General features: G+C 72.0%; 14 protein-coding genes. 10 read left to right on the top strand and 4 right to left on the bottom strand.

Annotated elements, in window-relative coordinates:
- Window positions 1-193 precede the first annotated feature (193 nt).
- Window positions 194-1,051, bottom strand: coding sequence for a hypothetical protein (locus tag AB0G74_RS02135; RefSeq protein WP_361139531.1), 858 nt, complete (start codon window positions 1,049-1,051; stop codon window positions 194-196).
- 645 nt (window positions 1,052-1,696) lie between these two features.
- Here AB0G74_RS02135 and AB0G74_RS02140 point away from each other — a divergent pair.
- The 9 genes from AB0G74_RS02140 to AB0G74_RS02180 all read left to right on the top strand — a co-directional run bounded on the left by AB0G74_RS02140 (window position 1,697) and on the right by AB0G74_RS02180 (window position 12,163).
- Window positions 1,697-3,400, top strand: a complete 1,704-nt coding sequence (locus AB0G74_RS02140; protein WP_361139387.1) for a glycosyl hydrolase family 18 protein — start codon at window positions 1,697-1,699, stop codon at window positions 3,398-3,400.
- Window positions 3,401-3,822: 422 nt separating this feature from the next.
- Window positions 3,823-5,184 carry a M14 family metallopeptidase gene (locus AB0G74_RS02145; protein ID WP_361139390.1) on the top strand — a complete coding sequence of 454 codons (1,362 nt, stop codon included), beginning with the start codon at window positions 3,823-3,825 and terminating at the stop codon, window positions 5,182-5,184.
- A 492-nt stretch (window positions 5,185-5,676) separates the two neighbouring features.
- On the top strand, window positions 5,677-7,068 hold the full coding sequence (locus AB0G74_RS02150; protein WP_361139393.1) for an ATP-binding protein: 1,392 nt from the start codon (window positions 5,677-5,679) through the stop codon (window positions 7,066-7,068).
- Window positions 7,065-7,490 carry a roadblock/LC7 domain-containing protein gene (locus AB0G74_RS02155; RefSeq protein WP_361139395.1) on the top strand — a complete coding sequence of 142 codons (426 nt, stop codon included), beginning with the start codon at window positions 7,065-7,067 and terminating at the stop codon, window positions 7,488-7,490. The genes AB0G74_RS02150 and AB0G74_RS02155 overlap by 4 nt, the downstream gene beginning before the upstream one ends.
- A 5-nt stretch (window positions 7,491-7,495) precedes the next feature.
- On the top strand, window positions 7,496-7,852 hold the full coding sequence (locus tag AB0G74_RS02160) for a DUF742 domain-containing protein (protein WP_358827798.1): 357 nt from the start codon (window positions 7,496-7,498) through the stop codon (window positions 7,850-7,852).
- A complete protein-coding gene (locus AB0G74_RS02165; protein WP_361139398.1) occupies window positions 7,833-8,453 on the top strand; it encodes an ATP/GTP-binding protein in 621 nt (206 codons plus the stop codon). Before AB0G74_RS02160 ends, AB0G74_RS02165 begins: the two co-directional genes overlap by 20 nt.
- Entirely contained in the window at window positions 8,453-9,718 is a 1,266-nt protein-coding gene (locus AB0G74_RS02170) for a cytochrome P450 (RefSeq protein ID WP_361139401.1), read from the top strand. Before AB0G74_RS02165 ends, AB0G74_RS02170 begins: the two co-directional genes overlap by 1 nt.
- Window positions 9,715-10,986: a cytochrome P450 gene (locus AB0G74_RS02175; protein ID WP_361139404.1), complete on the top strand. Its 1,272-nt coding sequence runs from the start codon at window positions 9,715-9,717 to the stop codon at window positions 10,984-10,986. Before AB0G74_RS02170 ends, AB0G74_RS02175 begins: the two co-directional genes overlap by 4 nt.
- A 295-nt stretch (window positions 10,987-11,281) precedes the next feature.
- The gene (locus AB0G74_RS02180) at window positions 11,282-12,163 is read left to right on the top strand and encodes a GNAT family N-acetyltransferase (RefSeq protein ID WP_361139406.1); all 882 of its coding nucleotides are present in this window, start codon (window positions 11,282-11,284) and stop codon (window positions 12,161-12,163) included.
- On the opposite strand, the gene AB0G74_RS02185 is transcribed toward AB0G74_RS02180, so the two are convergent.
- Window positions 12,132-12,698: a GNAT family N-acetyltransferase gene (locus AB0G74_RS02185; protein WP_361139408.1), complete on the bottom strand. Its 567-nt coding sequence runs from the start codon at window positions 12,696-12,698 to the stop codon at window positions 12,132-12,134. The two genes, AB0G74_RS02180 and AB0G74_RS02185, sit on opposite strands and share 32 nt — an antisense overlap.
- 2 nt (window positions 12,699-12,700) lie before the next feature.
- Window positions 12,701-14,011: a hypothetical protein gene (locus AB0G74_RS02190; protein ID WP_361139411.1), complete on the bottom strand. Its 1,311-nt coding sequence runs from the start codon at window positions 14,009-14,011 to the stop codon at window positions 12,701-12,703.
- A 387-nt stretch (window positions 14,012-14,398) separates the two neighbouring features.
- On the opposite strand from AB0G74_RS02190, the gene AB0G74_RS02195 reads away from it, so the two are divergent.
- Window positions 14,399-14,821: an NUDIX hydrolase gene (locus AB0G74_RS02195; protein WP_361139413.1), complete on the top strand. Its 423-nt coding sequence runs from the start codon at window positions 14,399-14,401 to the stop codon at window positions 14,819-14,821.
- Between the two features lie 98 nt (window positions 14,822-14,919).
- Here the strand turns inward: AB0G74_RS02195 and AB0G74_RS02200 are convergent, their stop codons facing one another.
- Window positions 14,920-15,468 carry a hypothetical protein gene (locus AB0G74_RS02200; protein WP_361139415.1) on the bottom strand — a complete coding sequence of 183 codons (549 nt, stop codon included), beginning with the start codon at window positions 15,466-15,468 and terminating at the stop codon, window positions 14,920-14,922.
- Window positions 15,469-15,746 lie beyond the last annotated feature (278 nt).

Below are 15,746 nucleotides of genomic sequence, written 5' to 3' on the forward strand. Positions count from 1 at the left end.
GGCGTACGGAAGCCCGAAGCGGCGCGCGGCACCCGGAGGACCGAAGCGGTGGACGGCGTACGAGAGCCCCGGGCCGCGTACGGCGTACGGAGGCCCGAAGCGGCGCGCGGCGTACGGCGGGCCTCCCCCGGGCCCTCCCCGGGGCCCGGCGGTTCCACTCGTGGTCGGTCCTGCCCCGGCCGGGCGGGCGTGGTCAGCCTGCGGGGGTTCCATGGCCCAGGACACCGGAGTTCCGCGGGCCACCCGCTTCGAGCTGGTGGCCCTGCCCCGCCGGGACGGCGGGCGCCGAACAGAATCCACAGAGGTCGCCGATGACTTCGATCCCGCACCAGACGCACTTCGCCCGGCGGACGGAGGAGACGAGCTGGTAGAGGATGGAGATATCGGGCAGGAAGGCGGCGAACTCGACCAGTTTGGCGGTGCCCCACCAGCCGGGCGAGTCGGTGGGCAGGGGGACCTCGTCCACGGCCTGGCTCTGCCAGGCGGGGGCGAGTGTGCCGGTGACCCAGTCCGGCTGGGCCTGCCCCTTGGCGATCACCATCCGGGTGGCGAAGTCCGGGCCGGTGAGCGGTGGGCCCGTACGGTCGCCCGCGCCGATCCTGATCAGCTCGGGCTGGGGGTTGGCCAGTACGGCGAACTGGGCCCCGGGCACCCAGGACTTGGCGTGCGACTTCAGGCCCACCGGGACCCGGTCGAGCCGGGCCACCGAGTGCAGCAGCGCCCCGCTGTAGACGTAGTGGGAGAGCAGCCGGGCGGCGGAGGCGACGACTCCGGGGCCGAGGTCGCAGATCGAGAGCTGCCGGAGCTGGCGGGTGATCACGGCGACTCCCAGGGGCGGGAGTTCCAGCTTGAGCAGGGCGATCCGGGGGCTCTCCAGCATGGAGCGCACGGTGTGCAGCCGTCGTTCGTGGGCGACCGGGATCGACGCCGGGTAGGGCACGACGAGATGTCCGTACTGCTCCAGCAGTAATCCGGCCGTCCGCAGGGCGTCGTCCAGCGGCGCTTCGTCGGGGGACGGCAGCGCCGCCGCCGTGGGGGTATGCGGATCCATCGGCGGTAGCACCAGATCTGCGCTGGTGACAGCTATTGCGGTCGGCACGCTGGTTCCCCGTTTCGACAACGGCCCACGGGGGTCCGTGACCGCGGTTCCGTACTGCCTGCTGCTCCTGCCTCAGCACTTTAGCCACGAGGTGGCGGCCGGAGAACACCCCGCCGGAACTCACCGCCCCGTCCCGCACACGCTCCGCTCAGGCCAGAGCCGTACATACCCCCGTGAAGGCCGTCGTATCCCCGGAACAGTCGCCGGAGATCGGCCCGGAACCCCAGCCGATACCCCCGGAGCGGCCGGCGCAAGGGCCGGGGGGCCCGATTCTTCCGTACCCATCGGGGAATCGGCCGAAAATCGCCGCCGCTCGATCCGGTCGCGGGCAGGTCGGCGGCGGCCCGCCCGGGGAGAGCCGGGACCGCCAATCGCTGACGGAGGTCTTGACAACCCCATTGGTCTGGACCAGTTTTACGCCAAGCGGTGGCTCAGGGAACGAACGGCGGACGTACGCGGTTCTCCCCCGTTCCGCCCCTGGCTTTCCCGTTCTCTCCTTAACTCCTTCCTGTCGTCGGTCCGGTCCTCCCGGATCCCCCCACCCCCCACACTCACCTCGTCCCAGTACCTCCACCCCCACACTTGCGGAGGCAGCACGTGGTATTCGACGTATTCGACAGACGTCCACGGAGATGGCTCGGCGGAGCCCTGGCGCTCGCCGTAGGCGCCGGTCTCACCGTGCTCGGCACCGCGGCCCCGGCCCAGGCCGCGGACATCAACAACGCCAAGAACTCCGGCTTCGAGACCGGGCTCGCCAACTGGACCTGCACCGGCGGGAACGGCGCGACCACCTCGACCCCGGTCCGGACCGGCGCCGCCGCCCTCAAGGGCACCCCGGCGGGCAGTGACATCGCCCGGTGCAGCCAGACCGTCGCGGTCAAGCCCAACTCCAGCTACACCCTGAGCGCCCACGTCCAGGGCAGCTTCGTCTATCTCGGCGCCTCCGGCACCGGCACCACCGACGTCTCCACCTGGTCGCCCGGCGGCACCGGCTGGAGCCAGCTCTCCACCAGCTTCCGTACCGGCGCCTCCACCACGTCGGTGACGGTCTACACCCACGGCTGGTACGGCCAGTCCGCCTACTACGTCGACGACGTCAGCGTCTTCGGCCCGGACGGCGGAGGCGGCGGCGAGGAGCCGCCGGTCGTACCGCCGGTCCCGACCGGACTCGCCGCGGGCACCCCGACGGCCACCACGGTCCCGCTGAACTGGACCGCCTCCGCCGGCGCCACCCAGTACCACGTCTACCGGAACGGGACGAAGGTCCAGACGGCCACCACCACGTCGGCGACCGTCACCGGACTGACCCCCGACACCAGCTACCAGTTCACCGTCTCGGCGGCGAACGCCGCGGGCGAGTCCGCCGCCTCGGCCCCGCCGGTCACGGTCCGCACCCGGATCGAGGACACCAACCCGACCGTGCCCCGGCACGCGGTGACCGGCTACTGGCAGAACTTCAACAACGGCGCGACCGTCCAGAAGCTCCGCGACGTCAGCCCGAACTACGACATCATCGCCGTCGCCTTCGCCGACGCCACGACCACTCCCGGTGAGCTGACGTTCAACCTGAGCCCGGCGCTCGGTTACGCCAATGTCGCCGAGTTCAAGTCGGACATCGCCGCCAAGCGGGCCGCGGGCAAGTCGGTCATCATCTCCGTCGGCGGTGAGATCGGGAACGTCACCATCAACAGCGACGCCTCCGCGACCGCCTTCGCCAACAGCGCCTACGCGCTGATGCAGGAGTACGGCTTCAACGGCGTCGACGTCGACCTCGAACACGGCATCAACTCGACCTACCTCACCAAGGCCCTGCGCCAGCTCTCCGCCAAGGCGGGGCCCCGGATGGTCCTGACGATGGCCCCGCAGACCCTCGACATGCAGTCGACCGGCACCGAGTACTTCAAGCTGGCGCTGGCGGTCAAGGACATCCTCACGGTCGTCAACACCCAGTACTACAACAGCGGCGCCATGCTCGGCTGTGACGGCAAGGTCTACTCCCAGGGCACCGTCGACTTCCTGACGGCGCTCTCCTGCATCCAGCTCCAGGGCGGCCTCGACCCGTCGCAGATCGGTATCGGGGTCCCGGCCTCGCCGCGCGGCGCGGGCGGCGGCTACGTCTCCCCGTCCACGGTGACCGCGGCGCTGGACTGCCTGGCCCGCGGCACCAACTGCGGCACGTTCCGCCCGGCCCAGACCTACCCCGGCATCCGGGGCGCGATGACCTGGTCCATCAACTGGGACGCCCACGCGGGCAACGCCTGGTCGAACGTGGTGGGACCGCACGTCCGCGGCCTTCCGTAACCCGACCTAGTGACACCCGCCCGGCGGCGGACCCCCCACCCGGGGCGGTAAGCCGCCGGACGGCCCGGCCCCCGTCCGGATCCGCCGGACCACAAGGCCAGTCGTACGTACCGTTCACCCCCACGCCGAGGTCGTACGACACCAGCGGCAGCGCCACCGACCTGTCCCGGTGGCGCTGTCGCGCTTTTCCGGCCCGTCCGCGTTCCCGCCGCCCCCTGAGAGCGGCCGTCCGCGTTCCGGCCCGGCCCTCGCGGACCGCCCCGCCCACGGCGGGCGTATCCGGCGCCGCACCGGCGTGCGCACCGCCCGTACCCCCGACGCCATCTTGACCAGTCCATGTCATGGCCCCACGATGTGTGCCCACACGGCACCATCCATCCGCGTCGCATACCTGTTCCACCCCCACCCCTCAGGAGACAGCAATGCGCCTACGCATCCGCGGCAGCGGCCGGGGCAGACGAACAGCGGCGATCACCGGTCTGCTGGCGATCGCCCTGATGGCCCCCCTCACCGCCAACGCGGTCCAGTCCGACGCGCCCGACCCCGGGTCCGCACGGACGGCGGCGGCCACGGCGGCCGCCGAACGGATCACCCAGTACCAGGTCGACGGCGTCGTCGGCGCCGCCCAGCGGACGACGCTGGCCGCGACCGGCGTCGCGATCGACGAGGTCGACGCCCGCGCGGTCGTCGTCAGCGCCGACCCGGCCCAGGCGAAGAAGCTCCGGGCGCTCGGCTACCGGCTGACGGCCCTGCCCGGGCCCCCGGCCCGTACCGCCGCCGGAACCGACGTCCGGCCGCTCGACTTCCCGCCCGCCGACTCCCGTTACCACAACTACGCGGAGATGAACGCGGCGATCGACCAGCGGATCGCGGCCCATCCGAACATCATGAACAAGCGGGTGATCGGCCGGACCCATCAGGGCCGGGACATCATCGCCGTCAAGGTCAGCGACAACGTCGCCACCGACGAGAACGAGCCCGAGGTGCTCTTCACCTCGCAGCAGCACGCGCGCGAGCATCTGACCGTGGAGATGGCCCTCTATCTGCTGCGGGAGCTGGGCGAGGACTACGGCACCGACTCGCGGATCACCAACGCGGTCAACGGCCGGGAGATCTGGATCGTCCCCAGCATCAACCCCGACGGCAGCGAGTACGACATCGCCACCGGCTCCTACCGCAGCTGGCGCAAGAACCGGCAGCCCAACACCGGCTCGACCGCCGTCGGTACCGACCTCAACCGGAACTGGAACTACCGGTGGGGCTGCTGCGGCGGCTCCTCCACCAGCCCCGGCTCCGAGACCTACCGCGGCCGGGCCGCCGAGTCCGCGCCCGAGGTGAAGGTCGTCGCCGACTTCGTCCGCAGCCGGGTCGTCGGCGGCAAGCAGCAGATCAGGACCGGAATCGACTTCCACACCTACAGCGAGCTGGTGCTCTGGCCGTACGGCTACACCTACTCCGACACCGCCGCCGGGATGACCCAGGACGACCGGAACGCCTTCGCCGCGGTCGGCCAGAAGATGGCCGCCAGCAACGGCTACACCCCGCAGCAGTCCAGCGATCTGTACATCACCGACGGATCGATCGACGACTGGCTCTGGGGCAACCAGAAGATCTTCGGCTACACCTTCGAGCTGTTCCCGCGCAGCGCGTCGGGCGGCGGCTTCTATCCGCCGGACGAGGTGATCGAACGGGAGACCAGCCGCAACCGGGACGCCGTACTCCAGCTCCTGGAGAACTCCGACTGCATGTACCGCTCCATCGGCAAGGAGGCCCAGTACTGCTGATACCCGGATGACGGGCCGCGTCCGGGGCCCGTGAGGACATGTCGGACGACGGCGCGCGGCCCCCGGGCCCCGCGCCGTTCGTTCGCCGCCCCGCGCCGCGCATGCACTCGTACGTCTCCGGACCCGTACGCCTCCGGACCCGTACGGCTTCCCCTCGCGCGACCGGCTCTCCGCGCCCCGGGCCGCACGCCCCCGCGCCCGCGCACGGCCCCTTCCGGGCGCCCCCGCCGCGCACCGGTCCCGCGCTGCGGCCGGTTACCGTCGGCGGGGCGGCGGCCGTCCCGCCCCGGGACCGGGCGTTACCAAGCCATACCTCCGGCCGTCGGCCGCAAAGTTGGCCGAATTTTTGCGCGGGTTGCCCGCGTGTCGCCTTTTCCGGACCGCCGGTGATGGACTTTGCCCACCGTTGCCGGTGGTGAACCCGTCAAGTGTTCTATAGGGTCCCCGGAGTTGACCACTTCGCACACGTCTGCTGTGCACGAGGAGCAGTTGATGGCAGTGTTCGGCGTCGCCGCAGTCGCCGCCCTTTTACTCGCCGCACTCGCGGCGGCGCTCGTGTACAGGTCACAGGCCCGTCGCGCACGGGCCCGCGCCGCCGATCTCGCGACCGCCGCCGACCGGTTCGCCGACCAGTCGGTACCGGCGCTGATGACCGCGATCCGGCAGGGCGGGAGACCGGGCTCGGCACTCGCGGCCGTACCCGCCCCCGAACACCTCGCCTATCAGCGGGTGATGCGGCAGATCGCGGACGAGGCGGAGCGCGCGGAACGGCTCCGGGCCGCCGCCGTCTCGGAAGCCGGGCTCGGTGAGAAGCGCCGGGCCGCCGCGATGGCCGCCTGCGCCAACGCGGCCGGGCGGATGCAGGCCATGACCACCGGCATGCTCGCCGACCTCCGCGAGATGGAGCATCTCCACGACGACGAGGACGTCCTCGCCGATCTGCTCCATCTCGACCACCGCACCGCCCAGGCCGGGCGGCTCGCCGACTCCATCGCCGTCCTCAGCGGGGCCCGCTCCGGGCGCCGCTGGGCCAAGCCGATCCCGATGGAATCGATCCTCCGCGGCGCCATGGGACGGATCGCGGGCTATCAGCGGGTACGCCTCCGTTCGGTCGCCGACATCGCTGTCGCGGGCCACGCGGCCGAGGGCGTGATGCATCTGCTCGCCGAACTCCTCGACAACGCCTGCAACTTCTCGCCCCCCACCACCGACGTCCACGGCTATGTCGCCGAGGTCCCGGCCGGGGCCGTGATCACCATCGAGGACAGCGGTCTGGTGATGGGCGAGACGGCGCTGCGCCGGGCCGAGAAGGCGGTCACCGGGAACTCCGGCGACCTCTCCACCCTCACCGGCACCCGGCTCGGCCTGGCCGTGGTCGGGCGGCTGGCGAAGAAGCACGGACTGACGGTCTCGTTCCGCCCGTCGGCCATCGGCGGCACCGGGGTGGTCGTGATGATCCCCCAGGAGCTGATCACCCGCAGCCGTCCCGACGAGCCCCAGGTTCCGGTCGCCCTGCGGCGCACCGGGCGCCCGGCGGCCGTCGCCGCGGCCCCGGCCGCCGCCCCGGCGCCCGAGCCCGTACCCGCGTTCCCGCCGGACCCGGCGCTGTCGGCGGGCGAACGGCCGCAGCCTGCCGCCGAACTGCCCAAGCGGCGGCGCGGCCGGACCCTGGCGGCCACCCACCCCGAAGGACTGCCCAGCTCGGCCGCCCCGGCCGAGTCCGGTTCCGGCGGCAGGAGCGCCCGGCCGCAGTCCGCCGGAGCCGGAGCCCGCTTCGGCGCCTTCCGCCGGGCCGTCACCGGCCGTACGCCGGACTCCGGCCCCGGCACCACCACGACCACGACCACGACCCCCGCGACTCCCCTTTCGGAGGACGACCGATGACCGTATCCGCCACCGGCGCGGCTGGCCTCGGCTGGCTGCTGGAAGGACTGCTGGAGCGCACCCCCGGCACCCGGCACGCCCTGGTGCTCTCCCGCGACGGCCTGAAGCTCTGCCATACCGCCGAGCTGTCCGCCGACCGCGCCGACCAGCTCTCCGCGATCTCCGCCGGGATCCAGAGCCTCTCCCACGGCGCGTCCGTGGAGTTCGGCGACGGCTCCGGCGGCGTACGCCAGTCGATGACCGAGTTCTACGGCGGCATCCTCTTCATCGCCGAAGCCGGTGAGGGCAGCCATGTCGCCGTGGTCGCCGCCGAGGACGCCGACGCCGGACTCGTCGGCCACAACATGCTCGAACTGGTCGAGCAGTTGGGCGAGCACCTCAGCGCCCCGCCCCGGTCCGCCGATCCCGCACCCGTGGATTGACCGGGATGGTCCGCGCCGCCCGGGACGAGAACCCGGACCGTCTCTATACGCTGACCGGCGGCCGGAGCCGCCCCAGCCGCAATGACTTCGACCTGGTGACCCTGGTGGTCGCCGAGTGCGAACCGGCCCGGGGCATGCAGTCGGAGCACGCCGCCATCCTGCGGCTCTGCCCGCTGCCGGTCGCGGTCGTCGAGATCGCGGCCGAGCTGCGGTTACCGGTCAGCATCACCAAGATCCTGCTCTCCGATCTGCTGGACGCGGGCCGGATCACCGTCCGCCATCCGCGCACCCTGGCGTCGCCGGCGCGGCTTCCCGACCACGCGACCCTGGAGAAGGTGCTCGTTGGACTCCGCGAACTCTGACCTCGCCGAGCCGCGCCCGGCGTCCCGTACGCCCCTCAGCCGGACCGCCGACAACGGACTGAAGATCGTCATCGTCGGCGGCTTCGGCGTCGGCAAGACCACCATGGTCCGCTCGGTCAGCGACATCCGTCCGCTGAACACCGAGGAGACCATGACGCTGGCCGGGCGGGACATCGACGATCTGCGGGCCGTCCCGAACAAGTCGGCGACCACGGTCGCCTTCGACTTCGGCCGGATCAGCCTGGACGACCGTACGGTGCTCTATCTCTTCGGCGCCCCCGGCCAGGAGCGGTTCTGGTTCCTGTGGGACCGGCTCTTCAGCGGCACGCTGGGCGCGGTCGTCCTGGTCGACGACCGCAGGCTGGCGGACTCCTGGTACGCCATCGACCGGCTGGAGCACCACGGGACCCCGTTCATCGTGGCCCGTAACGACTTCGGCGGACCGCCGCACGAGGCGGAGCGGATCCGGGACGCGCTGGACCTCGATCCGCATATCCCGCTGATCGACTGCGACGCCCGCTCCCGGGACTCCAGCAAAAAGGTGCTGATCACCCTGGTCGAGCATCTGCAAGCACTCGTCGGCACTCCGGAGACGGCCTGATGACCACCCCAGAATCCGCCCGGACCGGCGGCTGCCCGGCCCACCAGGGGAACACCTCCCCCGTGGCGCTGAGCGGCCCCCGCTTCCACACCGACCCGCACCAGCTCTACCGGGAGATGCGCCGGGAGCACGGGCCGGTCGTCCCGGTCGAGCTGCCGGGGAACATCCCGGCCTGGCTGATCGTCGGCTACCACGAGATGCACCAGGTCACCAGCGACCCGGAGCTGTTCCCGCGCGATGTGGGCCTGTGGAACCAGTGGCCGAACATCCCCGACGACTGGCCTCTGCTGCCGATGATCCAGCGGCCCCAGCCGTCGATCTACTTCACCGCGGGCGCCGACCACCGCCGCCATGTGTCCCTGGTGGTCCCGGCGCTGGAGAGCATCGACCCGTTCGATCTCCGGCGGACCTGCGAGGAGCTGTCGGACCGGCTGATCGACGCGTTCTGCGGGCGCGGCGAGGCCGATCTGGTGGCCGAGTTCGCCAAGCCGCTGCCCGTACTGGCGCTGGCCCGGGTCCTCGGCTACTCCGACGAGGACGGTACGACCCTGGCCAGGGCGCTCGGTGAACTCGTCGACGGCGGCGAGGGCGCCCAGCGCGCCCACGGTGAGTACCTCGCCCTCAACCAGCGGCTGGTGAAGGCCAAGCGGAACGAGCCCGGGGACGACGTCACCTCCTGGATGCTGGCGCAGGACGGCTTCACGGAGGAGGAGGTGGCGCTCAATGTGAAGGACGTCCTGGGCGCCGGCTTCGTCACCACCGCCGACTGGATCGGCAACTCGATCCGGCTGATGCTCACCGACGACCGGTTCGCCGCCGCCCTGGGCGGCGGTCGGCACAGCATCGGCCAGGCCATGAACGAGGTGCTCTGGGAGGACACCCCGACCCAGATCCTGGCGGGCCGCTGGGCGGCCCGGGACACCCTGCTCGCCGGACGGCAGATCCGGGCCGGTGACCTGCTGATGCTCGGACTGGCCGCCGCCAACGCCGACCCGCTGATCCAGCAGCAGTTCGCGCCCTCGCAGGGCGGCAACAGCGCCCACTTCTCCTTCAGCCACGGCGAGTACCGCTGCCCGCTCCCGGCCCAGGAGATCGCCGAGATCGTCGCCCGTACCGCCATCGAGGTACTGCTGGACCGGCTGCCCGACGTCGATCTCGCGGTGCCCGCGCAGACCCTGGTCCGCCGTCCGTCCACGTTTCTGCGGGGCATGACGGCGATTCCCGTTCGGTTCACGCCCATTCGCCCGACTGGAGATCAGCAATGAGCCGTACCAGCGCGCCCGCCCCCGCCCCCTCCCTGGTCATCGACCCCCTCGTCCGCGATCTCGACGGCGAGACCGCCCGGCTCCGGGAGACCGGGCCCTTCGTCCGGATCGATCTGCTCGGCGCCCCCGCCTGGACCGTCACCGAACACGCCGTCGCCCGGCGGCTGCTGACCGACGCCCGGCTGGTGAAGGACATCAACCGGTGGAGACTCTGGCAGTCCGGTGAGGTCGACCGCCGCTGGCCGCTGGTCGGCATGATCGACACCGGCCGTTCCATGTTCTCCGTGGACGGCGCCGAACACCGGCGACTGCGCGCCAAGACCGCCCAGGCCATCACCGCCCGCCGGGTGGAGTCCATGCGCCCGGTGGTGGAGAACATCACCGCCGAACTCCTCGACGCCCTGCCCGGACACGCCGGTCCCGACGGCCGGGTCGACCTCAAGACGTACTTCGCCCAGCCGCTGCCGATGAGCGTCGTCTGCAATCTGATGGGCGTCCCCGACGAGTCCATCCCCCGCCAGATGCGGCTCTGGAAGGCGTTCTTCTCCCTCCTCACCCCGCAGGACGAGCGGCTGGCCGCCGTCGCCGAGCTGACCGAGATCTTCACCGAGCTGGTCGCGGAGAAGGCCCAGGCGCCCGGCGACGACCTCACCAGCGCGCTGATCCTCGCCGACGAGGGCGGTGAACCCCTCACCCAGCTGGAGGTGATGGGGAACCTCAAGGACATGATCGGCGCCGGGCACGAGACCACCGTCGGTCTGGTCCTCAATGCCGTACGCGCCCTGCTCACCCACCCCGACCAGCTCGAACTCGTCCGCTCCGGCGAGGTGCCCTGGGAGACGGTGGTCGAGGAGGTGCTCCGCTGGGACCCGCCGACGACCCATCTGCTGATGCGGTTCGCCACCGAGGACATCGAAGTCGCGGTCGACGGCGATGACGGCGAAGGCAGCGGCGGCTTTGTGATCGAGCGCGGCGAGGGCGTGGTGATCTCGTACCGGGCGATCGGCCGCGACCGGGACCGGCACGGCGGCGACGCGGACTCCTTCGACATCCGCCGGGCCACCCCGATCCGCCATATGACCTTCGGCCACGGCCCGCATATGTGCCCCGGCGCGGCGCTCTCCCGACTGGAGGCGAATATCGCCCTCCCGGCGCTCTTCGCCCGCTACCCGGACCTCCGGCTGGCGGTCCCGGCGGACGAGCTGCGCAATATGCCGGTGATGACCCAGAACGACCTGGAGGCGTTCCCGATCCTCCTCCACGGCTGACGCACCCCTCCGGGGCGGTGCTGTGGAGGGCCAAGGCGCTGGGGGTCCCCCCATTGCCGAAGGCATAGGGGGAGGAACTGCGCGACCAGCCACATACGGTCCGCGGACCGCGTACCTGCTCGGGCGGCACCGCCACTCGCGGCAAGCGGAACCGTACAGCTCCCGTACGCGGTATCCGGTCTGCGGATCGTGGCGGGCTGGTCGCGCAGTTCCTCGCGCCCCTGACCGCCTCCACCTGACCGCCCCGGAGGGGAAAACGCGTTGCCCGGCGCGGGCGCGTCGGGGAGCATGCCGCATGCTTGCGGTTCAGTGGCACCTCACCGACGACATCGACGACTTTCTCGCCGGGGCGGGTGACTTCCTGCACGCCAGCCCGGATGTGTGCCTGATGCCCCTGACGGTGATCGCCCGCGTGCGCGCGGGCACGTACACCTTCGCCCCGGGGCAGGCGCTCCAGTTCGGCCGGCTGGAGAGCGGGGGCAGGGTCCACGGGGTCTTCCACCGTCTCCCGGGACTCGGTATCGGTCTGACCGGTCTCACGCCCGAGCGGGCCGCCGGACTCGCCGGATATCTCGCGGACCTCGGGTTCGACCTCCCCTATGTCAGCGCCGACCGCCCGGCCGCCACCGCGTTCGCCGAGGCGTGGCACCGGCATACCGGCGCGGCCTTCTCGCTCCGGGTGGAACTGCGGCTGCACCGGCTGGGCATCCTCACCCCGCCGGAGCCGCTTCCGGCGGGCCGGGCCCGGCGCGCGGGCGAGGCAGATCTGGCCCAGGTCGTCGACCTGTGCCGGGGTTTCGCCGAGGACGTCCGGGAGTCCGTCACCGTCACCATGGACACCTGGCCGGACACCCGGTTCGCGGACAAGGACTACACGTTCTGGGAGTCCCCCGACGGCACCCCCGTCTCCGTCGCGGGCGCCAATCCGCCGGTCGCCGGAGTGGTCCAGATCGACCCCGTCTACACCCCCGCCCACCACAGGGGCCACGGCTACGCGGCGGCGGCGACCGCCGCGGCCTGCGAGACGGCCCGTACGGAGGGCGCGACCGGGCTCGTCCTCTTCACGGACGCCGCCAACCCCACCAGCAACGCGCTCTACCACCGGCTGGGGTTCCGGGTCCTCAACGAGTGGGCGGTCTACGACTTCACGACGACGGCGGCGGGTGCTCCGGAGTGACGGGCCGGATCATCGCGGTGAAGCGGGGCGAGTCGGGGAAGGGCTGCTGTTCGCCGAGGGTGCGGTAGCCCCAGCTCTCGTAGACGGTCTTCACCCGGCCGCCCCCGGCCCCGGGGTCGACCAGCAGCGTGACGCGTTCCTCGGTCCGCCGGGCGAGCCAGGTGTCGTGCAGCCGCCGGGCGGCCCCGGTACCGCGCCAGCGTTTGCGGACCACGATCTCGTTCAGGGCGACCGTGCGGTGGCCGTCCTCCCGGACCAGACCGGCCGGGAGCGGTGGGTTCATGCTCCGCCACCAGCGGGTGTCGGCGGCGAGCGGTATGCCGAAGCAGAACCCGGCGGGCTCGCCGTCGTCGTAGCCGATGACGGCGGCCCAGCCGGGGCGGGCGGCGTAGGCGCTCAGCCGCAGATCGAACCGGGCGCCGCTGTGGAAGTCGCCCGTCATGCCGAAGTCCTGGTGTCTGACCTCGGTATGGACGGCGAGGACAAGGTGCCGTACGGCCTCCAGACCGGCTGCGTCGAGATGGCGGAACTCCATGGTCAGAGCCGCCCCTTCGGGTCGTGGAAGCGTTCGGTCCAGGCGTCGGCGAACCGGGCCCCGGGGGCGATCCCGGCCAGCCCCCGGTCGAACCTGCGCAGTGTCTTACGGGTCCGCCCGGTGAGGGCGCTCCGGTCCGCCAGTACGGTCAGGGCCGTGCCGCAGGCGGTCTCGGCGTCCCGCTGCCGCAGCTGGGTGAGGGCGAGATGGGCGGTGTAGTAGGCGCGGTTGCGGCGGTATTCGGGGCGGAGCAGGGCGAGGGCGCGGTGCAGATGGGCCTCCGCCTCCTCGTACTCGCCGAGCTTGGCGAGGACCAGGGCGGACAGGCCGTGCAGTTCGGCCGCGTCGAAGAACGCCCACCAGCTGTCGCGGTCCGCCGTGTGGTCGGCGCGGTCGAAGGCGCTGTGGGCGTTGTCGAGGGCGCGCCGCCCGGCGCGGGCGTTCCCGGTGCCCGCGTCGACGGAGGCGAGCCGGGCGGAGGTGATGGCGGCCAGCAGCGGATCCCGCTGGCAGGCGGAGGAGTTACGGGCCACCTGGGCGGCGGCCATGGCCTCGTTGTGGTCGCCCCGCTGGCCCGCGAGGATCGAGACGTGCCGCCAGACCCGGAGTTCGGTCTCGGCCCGGCCGGAGAGTCTGGCCAGGGTGAGGGCGCGGTCCACGTACCGCTGGGCGTGTTCGGGGCGGCAGCGGTCCACGGCGGCCCAGACCGCGAAGCCGGTGAAGGACGACGCGAGGGCGTAGATCCGGGACCGGACGCGCTCCGGGAGCATCCCGCCGGAGAGCAGCAGGGCCAGCGCCTGCTCGCTGAAGGCCAGGGCCTCGGCCTCCAGCCGGGCCGTGGCGCCCGTGCCGTCGTCGTCCCGGATCAGCCGGTCGAAGGCTTTTTCGAGGGCGTCGACCTGTGCCATGCCGAACCGGGGCAGGGGAATCGCGGCGGACCCGGTTCCGGGCAGCGCCGACCCGCCGATTGCGGCGGTCCCGGCGACGGTGAAGTGACGGCGTTTCACGATTTCCTCCGGATCCATGTCCGCTGAGCCTTCGGCCGTAAAAACGTGAACTGCTGCACTGTTCCTCGGCTTGAATCCCAGCTCATACGCGTCGGATCCGAACTCCGCCCGCAATGCGAGCCGCTGTCGTTCCTGGGGCCACCTCGTCTTTCCGGTAAGCCAGTTACGGATGTGTCGTGAGGTAATGCTGCCGGGCCGGCCGGTCAGGACCTGGATATGAGCGTTGAGCCGATCGGCCAACTCCTCCTGCGACAGCCCGGTGGCGCGCAGATGAGCGGCGAAACGGGTGTTCTCCGGCTGCACCATCAGCCCAAGGTAGCCCCGCGGGAACCGACCGTGCCGGGGCGCGGGTAAAAATTTCCGCCGCCGCACCGGACGCCGGGCGGCCGAATTGCCTGGTTCGACTCCGCGACGACCCGCTTTCCTCGAAGCCGGAACCATTCGCCGGGCCCCGTTCCGTTCGCCGACCGATCGGCCCGGCGGGGAAAGGCGCTCCGACGGGCCGTCGCCACGGTCCGCCGGAGCTGAGACCAACCAGCTTTCCAAGGAGCTGATCAGTCATATGCGTGATGCTATCGCCTCTCTGTTGACGCGAACCCCCGCTCGTTTTCCGGTCCGGCGGAGAAGCCCGATCGCCCCGCCGCCGCCACCGGTCGCGGAGGTGTTCCGGCCCCCTGCGGAAGGAGCCCCGCGGTGACCGCCCCGGTGGTCCTGGCGATCATCACCCATGAGTCCCGGGTGCTCCTCGTCCGCCGCCGACTCCCCAAGGGGGTCCTGCTCTGGCAGTTCCCCGGCGGCAAGAACGAGAGGGCCGAATCCGCGGCCGCCGCGGTGGTCCGGGAGACCCGGGCGGAGACGGGCCTGACGGTCGTCGCGGGCCCGGTCCTGGGCGAACGCCGGCACCCGAGGACGGGCCGCACACTCGTCTACGTCGCCTGCGCGATCGCCCGCGGCACCGACCCGACCCCGCGGCTCGCCGCCCCCCGGGACATCGCGGCGACGGTCTGGGCACCGTACGACGGCATCGACCGCTATGTGCCGTACGGCGTCTTCGCCCCGGTCCGCCGCTATCTCCACCCGGCCTCGGCTTCGGCCTCGGCCCGGAAGGGGGGCTGACCATCCGAACGCGCCGGCCCTCGGCGGAGGTCCTCACCCCGATCGGGGTAGCCCGCCTCCACACCCCCCGGGCTGGAGAGGGTCGGCGCCCCGGGCTCTCACCGGGCCGCGATCCCCTCCGGCCGTTCGGCCCGGCGCCGCCGCCGGTACGCCGCGGTGAGCAGGCCGAGCAGCGGCCCCCAGAGCAGCAGCGGGAGGTAGCAGACGTAGTAGACGGCGGCCGTCCAGCCGCCCGCCTCACCGGGGTAGCCCGCCGGGGTCGGCTCCCCTTGGAGCGTGACACCGGCGAAGTCCGCGGCGAAGGCGGCCGTCCAGACGACCGTCAGCAGCACCGCGCCGATCGCGGCGGGCACGACGACGGCGAGCGGCGGCACCCGGCGCCCGCGCAGTACGGGAACCCACCGCGGGAACACCTCGCCCCAGGCGGCGATCAGCCCGACGGCGGTGAACGCCACCAGCTCCGAGAAGACGGACAGGAGGACGATGTACACCTCACCGGGCAGCCAGCCCGGGAGAGTGCCCGAGCCAGTGTCGCCGCCCTCCATACCGGGGACGAACTCCGTGGCGATCCGCCAGAGACCGGACGGCAGTACGACGAGCGGAACGGCGAGCGCGGCATTGCGCACCCGGCGGGAAACTCCGGCCACCGGAGCATGAGCCGCAGCCCAGACGGCCCGCGCCCGACCGGCCGGGGCCGCCGGAACTCCGTGAGTCCGCTCCATGGTTCGAGTGATCATGCGCCAGCCCTCCGGCAATCCGTTCCGCGGGCTCGGTCCCCCCGGCATACTCCGAAGATCGCACCCCGCGACACCCGGCACATCGCCCACCGGGACCGCCCCGACTCCCCCGAGCGACGGAGCCGACTCGCCCCGGAGACCGACGAACGGCCTGCCAGGAACGGCCCCCGGCACCGCCGATGCGCCTC

This window comes from Streptomyces sp. NPDC020875 (genome assembly GCF_040641415.1).
GTDB lineage: Bacteria > Actinomycetota > Actinomycetes > Streptomycetales > Streptomycetaceae > Streptomyces.

Bases quoted from the DNA above. Each gene is read 5' to 3' on its own strand.
- AB0G74_RS02160 (WP_358827798.1), top strand. From the start codon at position 7,496: ATGGTCCGCGCCGCCCGGGACGAGAACCCGGACCGTCTCTATACGCTG.
- AB0G74_RS02180 (WP_361139406.1), top strand. From the start codon at position 11,282: ATGCTTGCGGTTCAGTGGCACCTCACCGACGACATCGACGACTTTCTC.
- AB0G74_RS02175 (WP_361139404.1), top strand. From the start codon at position 9,715: ATGAGCCGTACCAGCGCGCCCGCCCCCGCCCCCTCCCTGGTCATCGAC.
- AB0G74_RS02150 (WP_361139393.1), top strand. From the start codon at position 5,677: ATGGCAGTGTTCGGCGTCGCCGCAGTCGCCGCCCTTTTACTCGCCGCA.
- AB0G74_RS02145 (WP_361139390.1), top strand. From the start codon at position 3,823: ATGCGCCTACGCATCCGCGGCAGCGGCCGGGGCAGACGAACAGCGGCG.
- AB0G74_RS02170 (WP_361139401.1), top strand. From the start codon at position 8,453: ATGACCACCCCAGAATCCGCCCGGACCGGCGGCTGCCCGGCCCACCAG.
- AB0G74_RS02155 (WP_361139395.1), top strand. From the start codon at position 7,065: ATGACCGTATCCGCCACCGGCGCGGCTGGCCTCGGCTGGCTGCTGGAA.
- AB0G74_RS02135 (WP_361139531.1), bottom strand. From the start codon at position 1,051: ATGGATCCGCATACCCCCACGGCGGCGGCGCTGCCGTCCCCCGACGAA.
- AB0G74_RS02190 (WP_361139411.1), bottom strand. From the start codon at position 14,011: ATGGTGCAGCCGGAGAACACCCGTTTCGCCGCTCATCTGCGCGCCACC.
- AB0G74_RS02185 (WP_361139408.1), bottom strand. From the start codon at position 12,698: ATGGAGTTCCGCCATCTCGACGCAGCCGGTCTGGAGGCCGTACGGCAC.